Source organism: Caulobacter sp. Root655 (assembly GCF_001427665.1).
Classification (GTDB): domain Bacteria; phylum Pseudomonadota; class Alphaproteobacteria; order Caulobacterales; family Caulobacteraceae; genus Caulobacter.
In genome coordinates, this window is the sequence record NZ_LMHC01000001.1 from 728,510 (window position 1) to 742,182 (window position 13,673).

Below are 13,673 nucleotides of genomic sequence, written 5' to 3' on the forward strand. Positions count from 1 at the left end.
CCCCCTCCGTCGGCTTCGCCGACACCTCCCCCACAGGGGGAGGACTTCCCGATGATGACCCACGCCTACGCCGAACTGCAAACCACCACCAACTTCTCCTTCCTGCGCGGCGCGTCCCAGGCCTGGGAACTGATGGAGACCGCGCAGGGCCTGGGCCTGGCCGCCGTCGGGGTGGCCGACCGCAACACCCTGGCCGGGGTGGTGCGGGCCTGGACGGCGGCCAAAAAGCTGAAGGTCCGGGCCCTGACCGGCTGCCGGCTGGACTTCGCCGACGGCACGCCCAGCCTGCTGTGCTACCCGTCCGACCGCGAGGCCTTCGCGCGCCTGACCCGCCTGCTGACCGTCGGCCAGCGGCGGGCCAAGAAGGGCGAGTGCCACCTGTTCTGGAAGGACTTCCTGGAGCACGCCGACGGCCAGCTGGCCCTGGTCGCGCCGCCGGCGCGGCTGGACGCGGCCTTCGAGGCCGACCTGGCCCGGATGGCCGGCGAACTGCGCGGCCGGATCTGGCTGGCCGCCAGCCGACCCTACGCCGCCCAGGACCTCAAGCGGCTGGCGCGGCTGGCCGAGCTGGCCCAGGGGGCCGGCGCGCCGATGGTCGCCACCAACGACGTGCTCTATCACGGCCCCGAGCGGCGGCCGCTGCAGGACGTGCTGACCTGCATCCGCGAGGGCTGCACGATCGCCGAGGCCGGCTTCAGGCTGGAGGCCAACGCCGAGCGCCACCTGAAGACCCCGGCCGAGATGGCCCGGCTGTTCGAGCGCTGGCCTGACGCCGTCGAGCGCACGGTCGAGATCGTCGAGCGCATCGGTTTCGACCTCGGCGACCTGAAGGAGGAATATCCCGACGAGCCCGTGCCGCCCGGCAAGACGGCCATGCAACACCTGACCGACCTGACCTGGGAAGGCGCGGTCCGGCGCTATCCGGCCGGCACGCCCGCCAAGGTCGCTGATCAATTGCGCGAGGAGCTGCGGCTGATCGCCAAGATGGACTACCCCAACTACTTCATCACCGTGCACGACATCGTCCGCGAGGCCCGGGAGATGGGCATCCTGTGCCAGGGGCGGGGTTCGGCGGCCAATTCCTCGGTCTGTTTCTGCCTGGGGGTGACGGCGATCGACCCCACCGAGCACCGGCTGCTGTTCACCCGCTTCATTTCCGAGAACCGCGGCGAGCCGCCGGACATCGACGTCGACTTCGAGCACGAGCGGCGCGAGGAGGTGATGCAATATGTCTACAAGCGCTATGGCCGCGAGTACGCCGCCATCTGCGGCACGGTGATCCATTACCGGCCGCGCAGCGCCATCCGCGACGTCGGCAAGGCCCTGGGCCTGACCGAAGACGTCACCGCCATCCTGGCCAACACCGTCTGGGGCAGCTGGGGCGACGGCCCGTCCGACGAGCACATTCGGCAGACCGGACTGGACCCGGCCAATCCGCAGATCGCCCGGGCCGTGGCCCTGGCGACCGAGCTGCTGCAGTTCCCGCGCCACCTGTCGCAGCACGTCGGCGGCTTCGTGCTGACCAAGCGGCGGCTGGACGAGACCGTGCCGATCGGCAACGCGGCGATGAAGGACCGCACCTTCATCGAGTGGGACAAGGACGACATCGACAGTCTGGGCCTGATGAAGGTCGACGTGCTGGCCCTGGGCATGCTGACGGCGATCCAGCGCGGGTTCGGCATGCTGCGCGCCGACCACGGTGTGCCGATCATCGACCTGGCCGACGTGCCCACCGAGGTGAAGGGCGTCTACGACATGTTGTCGAAGGCCGACAGCGTGGGCGTGTTCCAGGTCGAGAGCCGGGCCCAGATGTCGATGCTGCCGAGGCTGCGGCCCAACAGGTTCTACGACCTGGTCATCGAGGTGGCGATCGTCCGGCCCGGCCCGATCCAGGGCGACATGGTCCATCCCTACCTGCGGCGGCGCAACAAGCAGGAGCCGGTGGAGTGGCCCGCGCCGTCGCCGGAGCATGGCCCGCCCGACGAGCTGTTCGGCATCCTGGGCAACACCTACGGCGTGCCGCTGTTCCAGGAACAGGCCATGAGCCTGGCCATCGAGGCCGCCAAGTTCACGCCCGACGAAGCCGATGGCCTGCGCAAGGCCATGGCCACCTTCAAGCACGACGGCGACCCGGGCCAGTACCGCGACAAGTTCGTCGAGGGCATGGTGGCGCGCGGCTATGATCGCGACTTCGCCACCCGCTGCTTCAAGCAGATCGAGGGCTTCGGCTCCTACGGCTTTCCGGAAAGCCACGCGGCCAGCTTCGCCAAGCTGGTCTATGTCTCGGCCTGGATGAAGTGGGCCTGGCCGGACGTGTTCTGCGCGGCCCTGATCAACTCCCAGCCGATGGGCTTCTATCAGCCGGCCCAGCTGGTGCGCGACGCGCGCGAGCACGGGGTCGAGGTGCGGGCTCCGGACGTGCTGAGGAGCGATTGGGATTGTACGCTGGAGGGCGGGGGGTTCCCCTCCCCCTGGAGGGGGGAGGGGGAAGTTGTCCGCTCCGACAAGCTCTTCAACCCCGACACCCGCCCGCACTGGAAGGCCGTTCGCCTGGGCCTGTGTCAGATCAAGGGGCTGAAGAAGGAGGCCGACGGCGAGGTCATCATGGCCGCCCGCGCCGCCGGGGCCCGCGCGCCGGCCGACTTCGCCCGGGCCGGGGTCTCGCAGCGGGCCCTGGAGCTGCTGGCCGAGGCCGACGCCTTCGCCTCCGCCGGCCTGTCGCGCCGCGACGGCCTGTGGGCGGTCAAGGGGCTGAAGGGCGAGGTCAAGATCGACGCCCAGGCCCCGCTGCTGGCCGGCCTGCCGTTGTTCGAGGACGCCGTGGTCCTGCCGGCCATGGGCCTGCCCCAGCAGGTGGCCGAGGACTACCGCACCACCAGCCTGTCGCTGAAGGCCCACCCCTGCGGCTTCTTCCGGCCAATGCTGAGCGAGCTGGGCGCGGTCCCGGCCGAGCGGCTGGCGGGGATCAGGAATGGCCGCCGGGTGTCGGTCGGCGGGCTGGTGCTGATCCGCCAGCGGCCGGGCACCGCCAAGGGCGTGGTGTTCCTGACCCTGGAGGACGAGACCGGCGTGGCCAACGCGGTGGTCTGGAAGGACTGTTTCGACGCCCACCGCCGCACGGTGATGAGCGCCTCGTTCCTGGTCGTCCACGGCAAGGTCCAGGCCGCCGACGGGGTGATCCACGTGGTCGCCGAGGGCTTCACCGACCTGTCGGCGCAGCTGGCGCGAATGAAGGAAGCTCCCGACGCGCCGGCCCCGACGTTGCGCCACAAGGTGTCGGGACGGCTGCAGCGGAGCCGGGACTTCCACTGACCTCCGCCGTCATCTCCCGACTTGTTCGGGGGACCCAAGCCGAGCCGGCTATCGCCTATAGCCTATTATCGCTGTCATCCCGGACGAGCGCGTAGCGCGAAGATCCGGGACCGACGCCAGAGCGCAGGCGCTTGTGGCGGTCCCGGGTCTGCGCTTCGCTACGCCCGGGATGACAAGATTAGATGCGACTGCCCCGAACAAGGCGTTGGCGCCCTTGGCGAAAATCGCCCCCTAGACCAGCATCCCCGCGCCGCGCACCACCACCAGGCGGCCGGCGTTGAAGAACGGCAGCGACAGGGTGACGGCGATCAGCACCTCGAAGGCCAGGCTGCCCAGGTTGAGGCGGCCGCTGGCCTTGTCGATCAGCAGCGAGGCGGTCCGGCCCAGCGCCGCGCCCAGCCAGGCCATGGCCAGGGCGAAGGCCATGGCCGCCCCGACGCTGGACTGGTAGCCCAGGAACAGGGCCGCCGTGGCGTGTGACAGGATCAGCAGGCCGCCGAACGCCCGGCTCTGGGCCAGGGCGCCGGCGTCGGGAAGGTTCGGGGAAGCGTCGCCGCCGGCCAGGCCCGACGCCGAGCCCGGCCGGGCCAGGGCCATCCCGCCCAGCACGCCGCCGATCACGCAGGCGACCACCGCCAGGACGAGCGAAAGACCGTAGCTCGACATCATCTCTCCATGCCCATCAGGCGGGCGCGTGGCAGACCGCTTCGACGTTGCGGCCGTCCGGGTCGAGCACGAAGGCTCCGTAGTAGTTGGGGTGATAGTGAGGCCGAACGCCGGGCGGGCCGTTGTCGGTCCCGCCGGCCGCCAGGGCCGCGGCGTAAAAGGCGTCGACGGCGGCGCGGGTCTTGGCGACGAAGGCGATGTGCATGGGGCCGACCCGTTCGGCGCCGCCGGCGATCCAGAAGCTGGGCTTGCCGGCCTGGACGTCGCGGCCGTCGGCGGCCGGGCCGTAGCCCATATAGGTGACGCTTCCGCTTTCCTCGGCGCTGACCCGGTAGACGACCGCGATCCCCAACGGGGCGAAGGCGGCGTCGTAGAAGGCCTGGCAGGCGTCGATGTCGCGGACGGTCAGGCTGACATGGTCGATCATCAGCGCACCTTGACCTGGAACACCACTTTGCGGTCGTCCGGCTTGTCGGGCTCCCACGGGCGCTTGAGGGTGAACGACAGATCGGTCTTGCCGCTCCCCGCCGCGTGGTAGCTGTAGAGCGTCGTCACCGGCGCGCCGGGCATCTTGGCGTCGGTCACCCGACTGGAGCCGCCGGTCAGGATCCAGGCCGGGGCCTCGCGGTCCAGCCGCCACGCATAGCCGGTGCCGGCGTTCAGCGGCAGGGCGATCTCCAGCCCCTGGCCGCGGGTCAGTTCGATCGGACCGGCGTCGGCGTCGGTGACCGTCCGGGCCGGCGGCGGGGCGCCGGGCGTGGCGCAGGCGCTCAGCATGAGCAGGCCGGCCGAGGCCAGGGCGACGATGGCGAAGGGGCGGAGCGTCTTCATGGCGTCTTCTTTGATCCCTATCCTGACGGTCGGTTCGGGCGGGCGTGATTTCACCCACAGCAAATCGGCAGGCGTCGTCCTTGACTCCCCCAACCCTCGGTCCTAACTCCTGCCCGGCGCTGGCACTCGGCGGGAGCGACTGCTAACAGCAACGCTCCCCCTGCCGGCGAACCGTAATTCTAACCGTCCCGACGGAGAAGACCCCAATGAAGTTTCGTCCTCTTGGCGACCGCGTCCTCGTGAAGCGTGTCGAAGAAGAAACCAAAACCAAGGGCGGGATCATCATCCCCGACACCGCCAAGGAAAAGCCGCAGGAAGGCGAAGTCGTCGCCGTCGGCCCCGGCGCCCGCAACGACAAGGGCGACGTCGTCGCTCTGGACCTGAAGGCCGGCGACAAGATCCTGTTCGGCAAGTGGTCGGGCAGCGAAGTGAAGGTCGACGGTGAAGACCTGCTGATCATGAAGGAAAGCGACGTCCTGGGCGTGATCGAGGCCTAACCGTCTCTCCCCGTTCGACCCGCTTCCATATCCAGTTTCTCTTTTAGAAGGGCTCATACACATGGCCGCTAAAGACGTTTATTTCTCCTCGGACGCGCGCGACAAGATGCTGCGCGGCGTCAACATCCTCGCCAACGCGGTGAAGGTGACCCTGGGCCCCAAGGGCCGCAACGTCGTGATCGAAAAGTCCTTCGGCGCCCCGCGCTCGACCAAGGACGGCGTCTCGGTCGCCAAGGAAATCGAACTGGCTGACCGCTTCGAGAACCTCGGCGCGCAGATGATCCGCGAAGTCGCTTCGAAGACCAACGACAAGGCCGGCGACGGCACCACCACCGCCACCGTCCTGGCCCAGGCCATCGTGCAGGAAGGCCTCAAATCGGTCGCCGCCGGCATGAACCCGATGGACCTGAAGCGCGGCATCGACAAGGCCGTCCACGTCGTCGTCGACTCCATCAAGGCGTCGTCGAAGAAGGTCACCACCAACACCGAGATCGCCCAGGTCGGCACCATCTCAGCCAACGGTGACAAGGACGTCGGCGAAATGATCGCCAAGGCCATGGACAAGGTCGGCAACGAAGGCGTCATCACCGTCGAAGAAGCCAAGACCGCCGAGACCGAACTCGACGTCGTCGAAGGCATGCAGTTCGACCGCGGCTACCTGTCGCCGTACTTCATCACCAACGCCGACAAGATGGAAGTTCAGCTCGAAGAGCCGCTCATCCTGCTGTTCGAAAAGAAGCTCTCGTCGCTGCAGCCGCTGCTGCCGGTGCTGGAAGCCGTCGTCCAGTCGGGCCGTCCGCTGGTGATCATCGCCGAGGACGTCGAGGGCGAAGCCCTGGCCACCCTGGTGGTCAACAAGCTGCGCGGCGGTCTCCGCGTCGCCGCCGTCAAGGCTCCGGGCTTCGGCGATCGCCGCAAGGCCATGCTGGAAGACATCGCCATCCTGACCGGCGCTCAAGTCATCAGCGAAGACCTCGGCATCAAGCTCGAGAACGTGTCGCTCGACATGCTGGGCAAGGCCAAGAAGGTCACGATCACCAAGGACGACACCACCATCGTCGACGGCGTCGGTGAGAAGGAAGCCATCGAGGCCCGCATCTCGCAGATCAAGAAGCAAATCGAAGACACCACCAGCGACTACGACAAGGAAAAGCTGCAAGAGCGTCTGGCCAAGCTGGCCGGCGGCGTTGCCGTCATCCGCGTCGGCGGCTCGACCGAAGTCGAAGTGAAGGAAAAGAAGGACCGCGTCGACGACGCCCTCAACGCGACCCGCGCGGCCGTGGAAGAAGGCATCGTCCCCGGCGGCGGCGTGGCGCTGCTGAAGGCCTCCAAGGCCCTGGCCACCCTGGTCGGCGAAAATGACGACCAGACCGCCGGCATCGCGATCGTCCGTCGCGCCCTGCAGGCCCCGATCCGTCAGATCGCCGAAAACGCCGGCGTCGAAGGCTCGATCGTGGTCGGCAAGGTGCTCGAGAACGACTCGCCCACCTTCGGCTTCAACGCCCAGACCGAGCAGTATGTCGACCTGATCGCCGACGGCGTCATCGACCCCGCCAAGGTGGTCCGCACCGCTCTGCAGGACGCCGCCTCGGTGGCCGGCCTGCTGATCACCACCGAAGCCGCGATCGTCGAAGCCCCCAAGAAGGGCGGCGGCGCTGGCGGCCCTCCCGGCGGCGGCATGGGCGGCATGGGCGACATGGACTTCTAAGGAAGTCTGCGTCAGCTCAGCTGATTGCTACAGAGGGGCGGGACCGAAAGGTCCCGCCCTTTTTCTTGGGCATCTACCCCCAGTTGGGGATAACCGATCACGGTCGCGTTAACACTTGCAGCTTTTTTATGGCCACGCTCGTTGCAGACTCCGTTGGACGCAAAAGGCGTTCCCGGAGGGCTGGGCATGGCGCGACACGAGATTCAGGGTTACCGGGGCCGGCGTCCGCCGCGCCCGGTGTTCATCATCCTGGGGCTTGGCCTGTGGCTGGCCCTGGGCCTGATCAGCCAGGCGGCGTTCCAGTGGCTGGGCTGAGGCCTCGGCGCGTGACCGGGTGACGGCGCGTCGAAACCTGCTACATGGCGACCATGTTCCGCCAGCGCCCCGACTCCGATCTGCTCGTCGAAGGCTGGGTGGTCGGGGTGATGGTCGAGATCGTCGGCGAACGGCTGCCGGTCCGCCACTACTTCGCCGTCGGCCGGCCCGACCGCGCCCAGGCCGAATGGGCGGCCGTCGACCTGGCCATGCAGACCGGCCCGGTCGCCTCCAGCCCGTCCGGCGGCCGCGAGCCCGTCGAGGCCCTGCGGGAACTGGTCGCCTACCGGATGCGCGAGCTGGGCCTGAAGATCGGGGAGTCGCGGGCGCTGGGCGACAAGTTCCCGCGGCGGTGGTTGCCGAGCTAAGGCCTTCCTTTCACCCATTCACGGCTGTCATCCCGGCCTCGGGCCGCGTGAGCGGTCCGCCTAACGGCGGACTTGGCGCGCAGCGCGAAGATCCGGGACCGGCGTGTGAACGCCTGCGCTTCCGACGGTCCTGGATAACGGCTTCGCCGTTTCCGGGATGACAGTGAAATTTGGAACGGAAGAGGTGGCTTCCCTTCCACGCCCCCACACGTCATCCTCCCGCGAAACAAGCGTTCGGACGTAGGGGGCAAGATGTCACGCAAGCTGTGGGCCGCGTTGGGCCTGGTCATGAGTCTGGGCTTGAGCGCGAGCGCCTGCGCGCAGCCGGCCCCCGCCCCAAACCCCACGGGGCCGCCGACACCGAACGACTATACGAAGGACGAGAACTGGCTGTGCCGCCCCGGCCGCCAGGACGCCTGCGCCCAGGACCAGACCGCCACGGTGATCCAGGCCGACGGCAAGGCCAGCGTCGAGACCTTCAAGGCCGACCCTAACGCGCCGATCGACTGCTTCTATGTCTATCCCACCGTGTCCAGCGACCCGGGCGGCAACAGCGACATGACCCCCGACCTGCCGGAAAAGGCCGTCGCCGACCAGCAGTTCGCCCGTTTCGGCCAGGTCTGCAAGCTGTACGCCCCCAGCTACCGCCAGGTGACCATCGCCGCCCTGCGCAAGGTGATGATGGGCCAGGCCTCGCCCGGCGACGGCGCCCTGGCCTATGCCGACGTGCTGGCCGCCTGGAAGGATTACCTGGCCCGCGACAACCACGGCCGCGGCGTGGTGCTGATCGGCCACTCGCAGGGCTCGCGCGTCCTGCTTGACCTGGTCGCCAAGGAGATCGACGGCAAGCCGGTCCAGAAACAGATCGTCTCGGCCCTGATCCTGGGCATGAACACCCCCGTCGACCCGGCCAAGGACGCCTACGGCTCGCTGCCCCTGTGCCGCAAGGCCGGCCAGATCGGCTGCGTGATCTCCTACGTCTCGTTCCGCGCCGACGTTCCGCCCCCGGCCACCAGCCGGTTCGGCAAGGTCGATCAGCCGGGCCTGCGGGCCGCCTGCGTCAACCCGGCGGCCCTGGCCGGCGGCTCGGCGACGGTGCATTCCTATTTCAGCGACCGCACGATCATGGGCACGGCGATGCGCCCGGCCACGGTCTGGGCCAAGGACGTGGAGGTGGCGACGCCCTATGTGGAACTGCCGGGCCTGGTCTCCGCCGAATGCGTCAGCAACGGCGCCTTCGACTACCTGGCCGTGACCGTGCACCCCGACAAGGCCGACCCCCGCGCCGACAACATTCCCGGCGACCTGCTGGTGATGGGCGTGCCGTTGAAGGAATGGGGCCTGCACCTGGTGGACGTCAACCTGACCATGGGCGACCTGGTCAGTGTGGTGGGGACGCAGTCGAAGGCTTATGCGGCGGCCAAATAGGCGGCGGACCGCCATGCGTCCTTCGAGGCTCGGCTTCGCCTCGCACCTCAGGATGAGGAGCATCTGACTTCCTCATCCTGAGGCGCCCGCGCAGCGGGCCTCGAAGGACGCACTGAGTTCGCTACTTCGTCACGCTCTTGAACACCGTCACCCCCAGCACCAGCACGATCACGAAGCCGATCAGGAACAGGAAGAACAGGAGCTTGGCGATCCCCGCCGCCGCGCCGGCGATGCCGGTGAAGCCCAGGGCGCCGGCGATCACGGCGACGATCGCCAGGATGATGGCCCACTTCAACATGATGTGTTTCCTCGCGCGTTTGCCCGCTCGTCGCGGGTCTTCGCGAAGGCAAACGTCGCCCCGTCCCGCGACGTTCCTTGTTTTCGTCGTCGCGTCTGGGTAACCCATTCCCCATGGCCTCCAAGCCCGAAAGCCCGACCGAACCCTTCAAGCGCGCCCTGGCCCACGCGGCGCGCTCGCTCGCCGAGACGCCCGACCTCGAGGTGGTGTTCTCCGGCGAGGGTCCCAGCCTGGTCGGCAACCGGGCGGTGCTGCCGCACCCGCCGCGCGACCTGAACCCCAAGGAAGCCAGCCGCATCCGGGGCCTGGCCGACCAGATGGCCCTGCGCCTGGCCCACCACGACGCGGTCTCCCACGCCCGGGCCCGCCCCAGCTCGCCCGACGGCCAGGCGGCCTTCGAGGCCATCGAGCAGGCGCGGCTGGAAGCCATCGGTTCGAACGCCCTGGGCGGCGTCCGCCTTAACCTGACCGCCGCCCTGGAGGCCCGTCTCGAAAAGCAGGGCCTGACCCGCAACATCGCCACCGACCGCCAGTCGGCCCCGATGGCCGAGATCTTGTCGCTGATGGTCCGCGAGCGCCTGACTGGCGACACGCCGCCCGAGGGCGTCAAGGCGCTGGTCGACATCCTGCGCGCCGACATCGAGGCCCGGGCCGGCAAGGACCTCGACCGCCTGGCCGCCGCCATCGACAACCAGGCCGCCTTCGCCCGCGTCACCCGCGAGATCCTGCGCGACCTCGACCTGGGCGAGGAGATGTCCGAGGCCACCGAGCAGTCGGACGAGGACACCGGCGACGAGGACCAGAACACCGAGGCCTCCGAGGACGACCAGGGCGAAGGCGAGGGCGAGCAGGCCGACGGCGCCTCGCCCGAGGAGACCGAGAGCTCCGACCGCGAGTCCGAGGCCGGCGACGAGGAGATGGTCCAGTCCGAGGAGCAGGGCGAGGCCGAGGACACCGAAGAGGCCCCGGAGATGGGCGACGGCGCCAAGCCCGCCCGTCCCGACACCGGCCTGGGCGGGGCCTTCGAGCCGGCCTACAAGGTGTTCACCACCGCCTATGACGAGGTGGTGCCGGCCGAGGAGCTGTGCGACGCCGACGAGCTGACCCGGCTGCGGGCCTATCTGGACCAGCAGCTGGCGGCGTTCTCCAGCGTGGTCTCGCGCCTGGCCAACAAGCTGCAGCGCCGGCTGCTGGCTCAGCAGAACCGCGCCTGGACCTTCGACCTGGAGGAGGGGATGCTCGACGTCGCCCGCCTCACCCGGGTGATCATCGACCCCACCGCCCCGCTGTCGTTCAAGCAGGAGGAGGACGTCGAGTTCCGCGACACCGTCGTCACCCTGCTGATCGACAATTCCGGCTCGATGCGCGGCCGGCCGATCATGGTGGCCGCCGTCTGCGCCGACATCCTGGCCCGCACCCTGGAGCGCTGCGCGGTCAAGGTCGAGGTGCTGGGTTTCACCACCCGCGCCTGGAAGGGCGGCAGCGCTCGCGACGAGTGGATCAAGGCCGGCAAGCCGCCCGCGCCGGGCCGCCTCAACGACCTGCGCCACATCATCTACAAGAGCGCCGACGCCCCGTGGCGGCGAGCCCGCAAGAACCTGGGCCTGATGATGCGCGAGGGGCTGCTGAAGGAAAACATCGATGGCGAGGCCCTGATGTGGGCCCACCAGCGGCTGATCGGCCGGTCCGAAGCTCGCCGCATTCTAATGGTGATCTCCGATGGCGCGCCGGTGGACGACTCCACCCTCAGCGTCAATTCGGGCCACTATCTGGAGCGCCACTTGCGTCAGGTCATCGCCGAGATCGAGACCCGCAGCCCGGTCGAGCTGATCGCCGTCGGCATCGGCCACGACGTGACGCGCTACTACCGCCGCGCCGTGACCATCGTCGATGTCGAGCAACTGGGCGGCGCCCTGGTCGACCAGCTGGCCGACCTGTTCGACGAAGAACCCAAGGCGGTGAAGCGGGCGCGGGGCCTGCTGGCCGCGCCGCCGACCGTGCAGCCTTCCGCGCCGAAAGCCGCCCGCAAGGTTCCGGCGTGATCGGAGGCCTGCGGTCTCTGCTGGTCCTGGGCCTGGCGACGGCGGTGCTGGGCCAGTGCGCCAAGGCCCCGCCCCAGCCGGCAGTGCTGCCGGTCGCGCCGGTCAAGGTCGGGCCCGAGATCGGCCTGACCACCACGCCCGTGCCGTTGAGCTCGGCCAATCCGCCACCGCCATCCTTGGCTGGGGGCGCCATCGGCCGTTTCGTCTATGCCGGCGGAATCGCCATCACCAGCGCCGACACCAGCCGCCTGCACGGCCTGTCGGACCTGAGGATCGGCGGCGACGGGGCCCTGATCGCGGTCAGCGACGACGGCGACCTGTTCGAGGCCCGGCTGAAGCTGGACGAGGCCGGCCGTCTGGTCGGCCTGACCGACGGCAAGCTGCAACCGCTGAAGGGCCTGGACGGCCAGCCGCTGCAGGGCAAGGAGCAGGGCGACGCCGAGGGGCTGGCGATCCTGCCCAGCGGCGACCGCCTGGTCAGCTTCGAGCGCGACCACCGCATCTGGCTCTACCCGAAACTGGCCGACGGAACGTTCGGCAATCCGCGCGCCGTCAACAAGCCGGCCACCACCTTCCCCGAGAACGAGGGCATGGAGGCCTTGACCGCCTATCCGATGGCCGGTTCCGACGCCTATCTGGTGGGCGGCGAGGAGGGCGAGGTCTGGCTGTGCAAGCTGTCGGCGCCGTGCGTCAGCCTGGCCCCGCAGTCGCCGCCCGACTTCAGCTGGGGCCTGACCGGTTTCGCCGCCTTCGACGGCCAGGCGATCGCCGCCCTCTACCGGGCCTTCGACCCGATCCGCGGCTGGCGCGGCCAGGTGCGGTTCGTGGTCGATCCCCGCGCCCCCGCCGCCAGGCAGGCGGTGGCCGCGACCCTGAACCTCGATGGCGCGACCACCCGCGACAATTTCGAAGGGATCGCCCTGGTCAAGTCGCCGACCGGGGCTACGCGAATCTATCTGCTGACCGACGACAACGACACCAAGTTGGAGCGCACCCTGCTGATGGCTTTCGACTGGACCCCGCCGCCGCCCGCGCCGCCGGCGGCGGTGACGAAGCCGGTGCGCAGGCGGTAGTCCTGACGTCCCTCCCCGCAAGGGGGAGGGAAGATCACCTTCTCTGGGAAAACTAGTTTCCTTTGAAACTCAACATCCTAGTTGAAATGACAGCGTTGTCATGTTACCGGTACATTCGACGATTGAGCGGGCGAGATCCCAACGGCCGTCAGAGGAACGCGTCGGGAGGTGGTTGAACCCCAACCCCCTTCGGATTTGAAATCATGAAATCGATGTTTGTCCTGGCCGCCACGGCCATGGTTCTTACCACCGCCTCGTCGGCCTTCGCCGCCGAGCAGCACGTCCCGGTCCGCGGCCGCACTGTCGCCGCCATCCACGCCGACATCGTGGCCGCCGCCACGTCGGTCTGCCACGAGGAACTGGCCGGCTATGACAAGGACGCGATGTCCTATTGCATCCGCGACCTCACCCGCGACGCGGTCCGTAGGGTCGGCAGCGCCAACCTCGCCGCTTACGACAAGGCCGCCTTTCGGCCCAGCGGCCTGCTGAAGGCCAGCCTGTAGTATCGCTTCCGGGTTCGGCCCCGCGCGGCTTGTGTCGCGGGGCCGGGCTCTTCCGCGCTGTTGCCTGTCAACGAACATCTTGCGTGCGCTGCAATATAATCGTTGATAAGTAACGGGCGGCAAGCTACACGTCGAAGGACGGCGGCAGAGCGGGCGAGATCCCGGACCAGTCGCCTAGGGGGGAACGCGTCGGGATCGGGTTGGAAATCACCCGCTATCCTGGAATCCGTCCCATGATCCGCTCGATCGTCCTGGCCGCCTCGGCCATCGCCCTGTTCGCCGCCGCTCCGGCCGGCGCCGCCGAAATCCGCATCAAGACCGCTGGCAAGGCCCCGGCCGAACTGCGCGCCGAAATCGTCAAGGCCGCCTCGAGCGTCTGCTGGCAGAACGTGCGCGGCGAGTCGCTGGCCACCTACCTGTACCCGTCGTGCGTCCGCGCCTCGGTCAACGACGCGGTCAGCAAGCTGAACAACCCGGAACTGGTCGCCTACAACGCCGCCACCCCGGTCGTCTATTCGCGCTAAGGCCTGTTAGAGGGGGCGGCGTACCGGCCCTCTCCGGCCTGATCGTCGAATGCAGGAAGCCCTCTCCGGAAACGGGGAGGGCTTTTTCGTGGGTGGCGGCACATCTGA

14 protein-coding genes are annotated in these 13,673 nt (G+C 68.8%); 10 read left to right on the forward strand and 4 right to left on the reverse strand.

Features of this window, described 5'->3' with window-relative positions; translation table 11 throughout:
* Positions 1 to 51: 51 nt before the first annotated feature.
* On the forward strand, positions 52 to 3,312 hold the full coding sequence (locus ASD79_RS03350; RefSeq protein ID WP_056719610.1) for an error-prone DNA polymerase: 3,261 nt from the start codon (positions 52 to 54) through the stop codon (positions 3,310 to 3,312).
* A 231-nt stretch (positions 3,313 to 3,543) separates the two neighbouring features.
* Here ASD79_RS03350 and ASD79_RS03355 read toward each other — a convergent pair whose 3' ends face one another.
* The 3 genes from ASD79_RS03355 to ASD79_RS03365 are packed head-to-tail and all read right to left on the reverse strand — an operon-like array spanning position 3,544 to position 4,809.
* Positions 3,544 to 3,978 carry a DUF4345 family protein gene (locus tag ASD79_RS03355; protein WP_056719876.1) on the reverse strand — a complete coding sequence of 145 codons (435 nt, stop codon included), beginning with the start codon at positions 3,976 to 3,978 and terminating at the stop codon, positions 3,544 to 3,546.
* Between the two features lie 16 nt (positions 3,979 to 3,994).
* Positions 3,995 to 4,405: a VOC family protein gene (locus tag ASD79_RS03360; protein WP_056719611.1), complete on the reverse strand. Its 411-nt coding sequence runs from the start codon at positions 4,403 to 4,405 to the stop codon at positions 3,995 to 3,997.
* Positions 4,405 to 4,809, reverse strand: coding sequence for a protease inhibitor I42 family protein (locus ASD79_RS03365; protein WP_056719612.1), 405 nt, complete (start codon positions 4,807 to 4,809; stop codon positions 4,405 to 4,407). The genes ASD79_RS03360 and ASD79_RS03365 overlap by 1 nt, the downstream gene beginning before the upstream one ends.
* 206 nt (positions 4,810 to 5,015) lie before the next feature.
* Here ASD79_RS03365 and groES point away from each other — a divergent pair, with 206 nt between their 5' ends.
* From groES to ASD79_RS03385, 5 genes are all read left to right on the forward strand, one after another.
* Complete coding sequence (gene groES, locus ASD79_RS03370; protein WP_007665932.1) at positions 5,016 to 5,306, forward strand: co-chaperone GroES; 291 nt, start codon at positions 5,016 to 5,018, stop codon at positions 5,304 to 5,306.
* A 61-nt stretch (positions 5,307 to 5,367) separates the two neighbouring features.
* The gene (gene groL, locus ASD79_RS03375) at positions 5,368 to 7,014 is read left to right on the forward strand and encodes a chaperonin GroEL (protein ID WP_056719613.1); all 1,647 of its coding nucleotides are present in this window, start codon (positions 5,368 to 5,370) and stop codon (positions 7,012 to 7,014) included.
* Positions 7,015 to 7,200: 186 nt separating this feature from the next.
* Positions 7,201 to 7,329 (forward strand): hypothetical protein, encoded by a 129-nt coding sequence (locus ASD79_RS24865; protein ID WP_235524306.1) that lies wholly within the window; start codon positions 7,201 to 7,203, stop codon positions 7,327 to 7,329.
* Positions 7,330 to 7,382: 53 nt separating this feature from the next.
* Positions 7,383 to 7,697, forward strand: a complete 315-nt coding sequence (locus tag ASD79_RS03380; RefSeq protein WP_056719877.1) for a hypothetical protein — start codon at positions 7,383 to 7,385, stop codon at positions 7,695 to 7,697.
* Between the two features lie 252 nt (positions 7,698 to 7,949).
* A complete protein-coding gene (locus tag ASD79_RS03385; RefSeq protein WP_056719614.1) occupies positions 7,950 to 9,125 on the forward strand; it encodes a DUF3089 domain-containing protein in 1,176 nt (391 codons plus the stop codon).
* A 121-nt stretch (positions 9,126 to 9,246) separates the two neighbouring features.
* On the opposite strand, the gene ASD79_RS23105 is transcribed toward ASD79_RS03385, so the two are convergent.
* Positions 9,247 to 9,423, reverse strand: a complete 177-nt coding sequence (locus tag ASD79_RS23105; RefSeq protein ID WP_082584785.1) for a DUF1328 family protein — start codon at positions 9,421 to 9,423, stop codon at positions 9,247 to 9,249.
* Between the two features lie 113 nt (positions 9,424 to 9,536).
* Here ASD79_RS23105 and cobT point away from each other — a divergent pair, with 113 nt between their 5' ends.
* From cobT to ASD79_RS03405, 4 genes are all read left to right on the forward strand, one after another.
* Entirely contained in the window at positions 9,537 to 11,465 is a 1,929-nt protein-coding gene (cobT, locus tag ASD79_RS03390; RefSeq protein WP_056719615.1) for a cobaltochelatase subunit CobT, read from the forward strand.
* Positions 11,465 to 12,538, forward strand: coding sequence for an esterase-like activity of phytase family protein (locus ASD79_RS03395; RefSeq protein WP_056719878.1), 1,074 nt, complete (start codon positions 11,465 to 11,467; stop codon positions 12,536 to 12,538). The genes cobT and ASD79_RS03395 overlap by 1 nt, the downstream gene beginning before the upstream one ends.
* Before the next feature lie 203 nt (positions 12,539 to 12,741).
* On the forward strand, positions 12,742 to 13,041 hold the full coding sequence (locus ASD79_RS03400) for a hypothetical protein (RefSeq protein ID WP_056719616.1): 300 nt from the start codon (positions 12,742 to 12,744) through the stop codon (positions 13,039 to 13,041).
* Positions 13,042 to 13,274: 233 nt separating this feature from the next.
* Positions 13,275 to 13,565: a hypothetical protein gene (locus ASD79_RS03405; RefSeq protein WP_056719617.1), complete on the forward strand. Its 291-nt coding sequence runs from the start codon at positions 13,275 to 13,277 to the stop codon at positions 13,563 to 13,565.
* Positions 13,566 to 13,673: the final 108 nt, after the last annotated feature.

Coding starts and splice junctions, on each gene's coding strand:
- ASD79_RS03350 (WP_056719610.1), top strand. CDS start 52: ATGATGACCCACGCCTACGCCGAACTGCAAACCACCACCAACTTCTCC.
- ASD79_RS03355 (WP_056719876.1), bottom strand. CDS start 3,978: ATGTCGAGCTACGGTCTTTCGCTCGTCCTGGCGGTGGTCGCCTGCGTG.
- ASD79_RS03360 (WP_056719611.1), bottom strand. CDS start 4,405: ATGATCGACCATGTCAGCCTGACCGTCCGCGACATCGACGCCTGCCAG.
- ASD79_RS03365 (WP_056719612.1), bottom strand. CDS start 4,809: ATGAAGACGCTCCGCCCCTTCGCCATCGTCGCCCTGGCCTCGGCCGGC.
- groES (WP_007665932.1), top strand. CDS start 5,016: ATGAAGTTTCGTCCTCTTGGCGACCGCGTCCTCGTGAAGCGTGTCGAA.
- groL (WP_056719613.1), top strand. CDS start 5,368: ATGGCCGCTAAAGACGTTTATTTCTCCTCGGACGCGCGCGACAAGATG.
- ASD79_RS24865 (WP_235524306.1), top strand. CDS start 7,201: ATGGCGCGACACGAGATTCAGGGTTACCGGGGCCGGCGTCCGCCGCGC.
- ASD79_RS03380 (WP_056719877.1), top strand. CDS start 7,383: ATGTTCCGCCAGCGCCCCGACTCCGATCTGCTCGTCGAAGGCTGGGTG.
- ASD79_RS03385 (WP_056719614.1), top strand. CDS start 7,950: ATGTCACGCAAGCTGTGGGCCGCGTTGGGCCTGGTCATGAGTCTGGGC.
- ASD79_RS23105 (WP_082584785.1), bottom strand. CDS start 9,423: ATGTTGAAGTGGGCCATCATCCTGGCGATCGTCGCCGTGATCGCCGGC.
- cobT (WP_056719615.1), top strand. CDS start 9,537: ATGGCCTCCAAGCCCGAAAGCCCGACCGAACCCTTCAAGCGCGCCCTG.
- ASD79_RS03400 (WP_056719616.1), top strand. CDS start 12,742: ATGAAATCGATGTTTGTCCTGGCCGCCACGGCCATGGTTCTTACCACC.
- ASD79_RS03405 (WP_056719617.1), top strand. CDS start 13,275: ATGATCCGCTCGATCGTCCTGGCCGCCTCGGCCATCGCCCTGTTCGCC.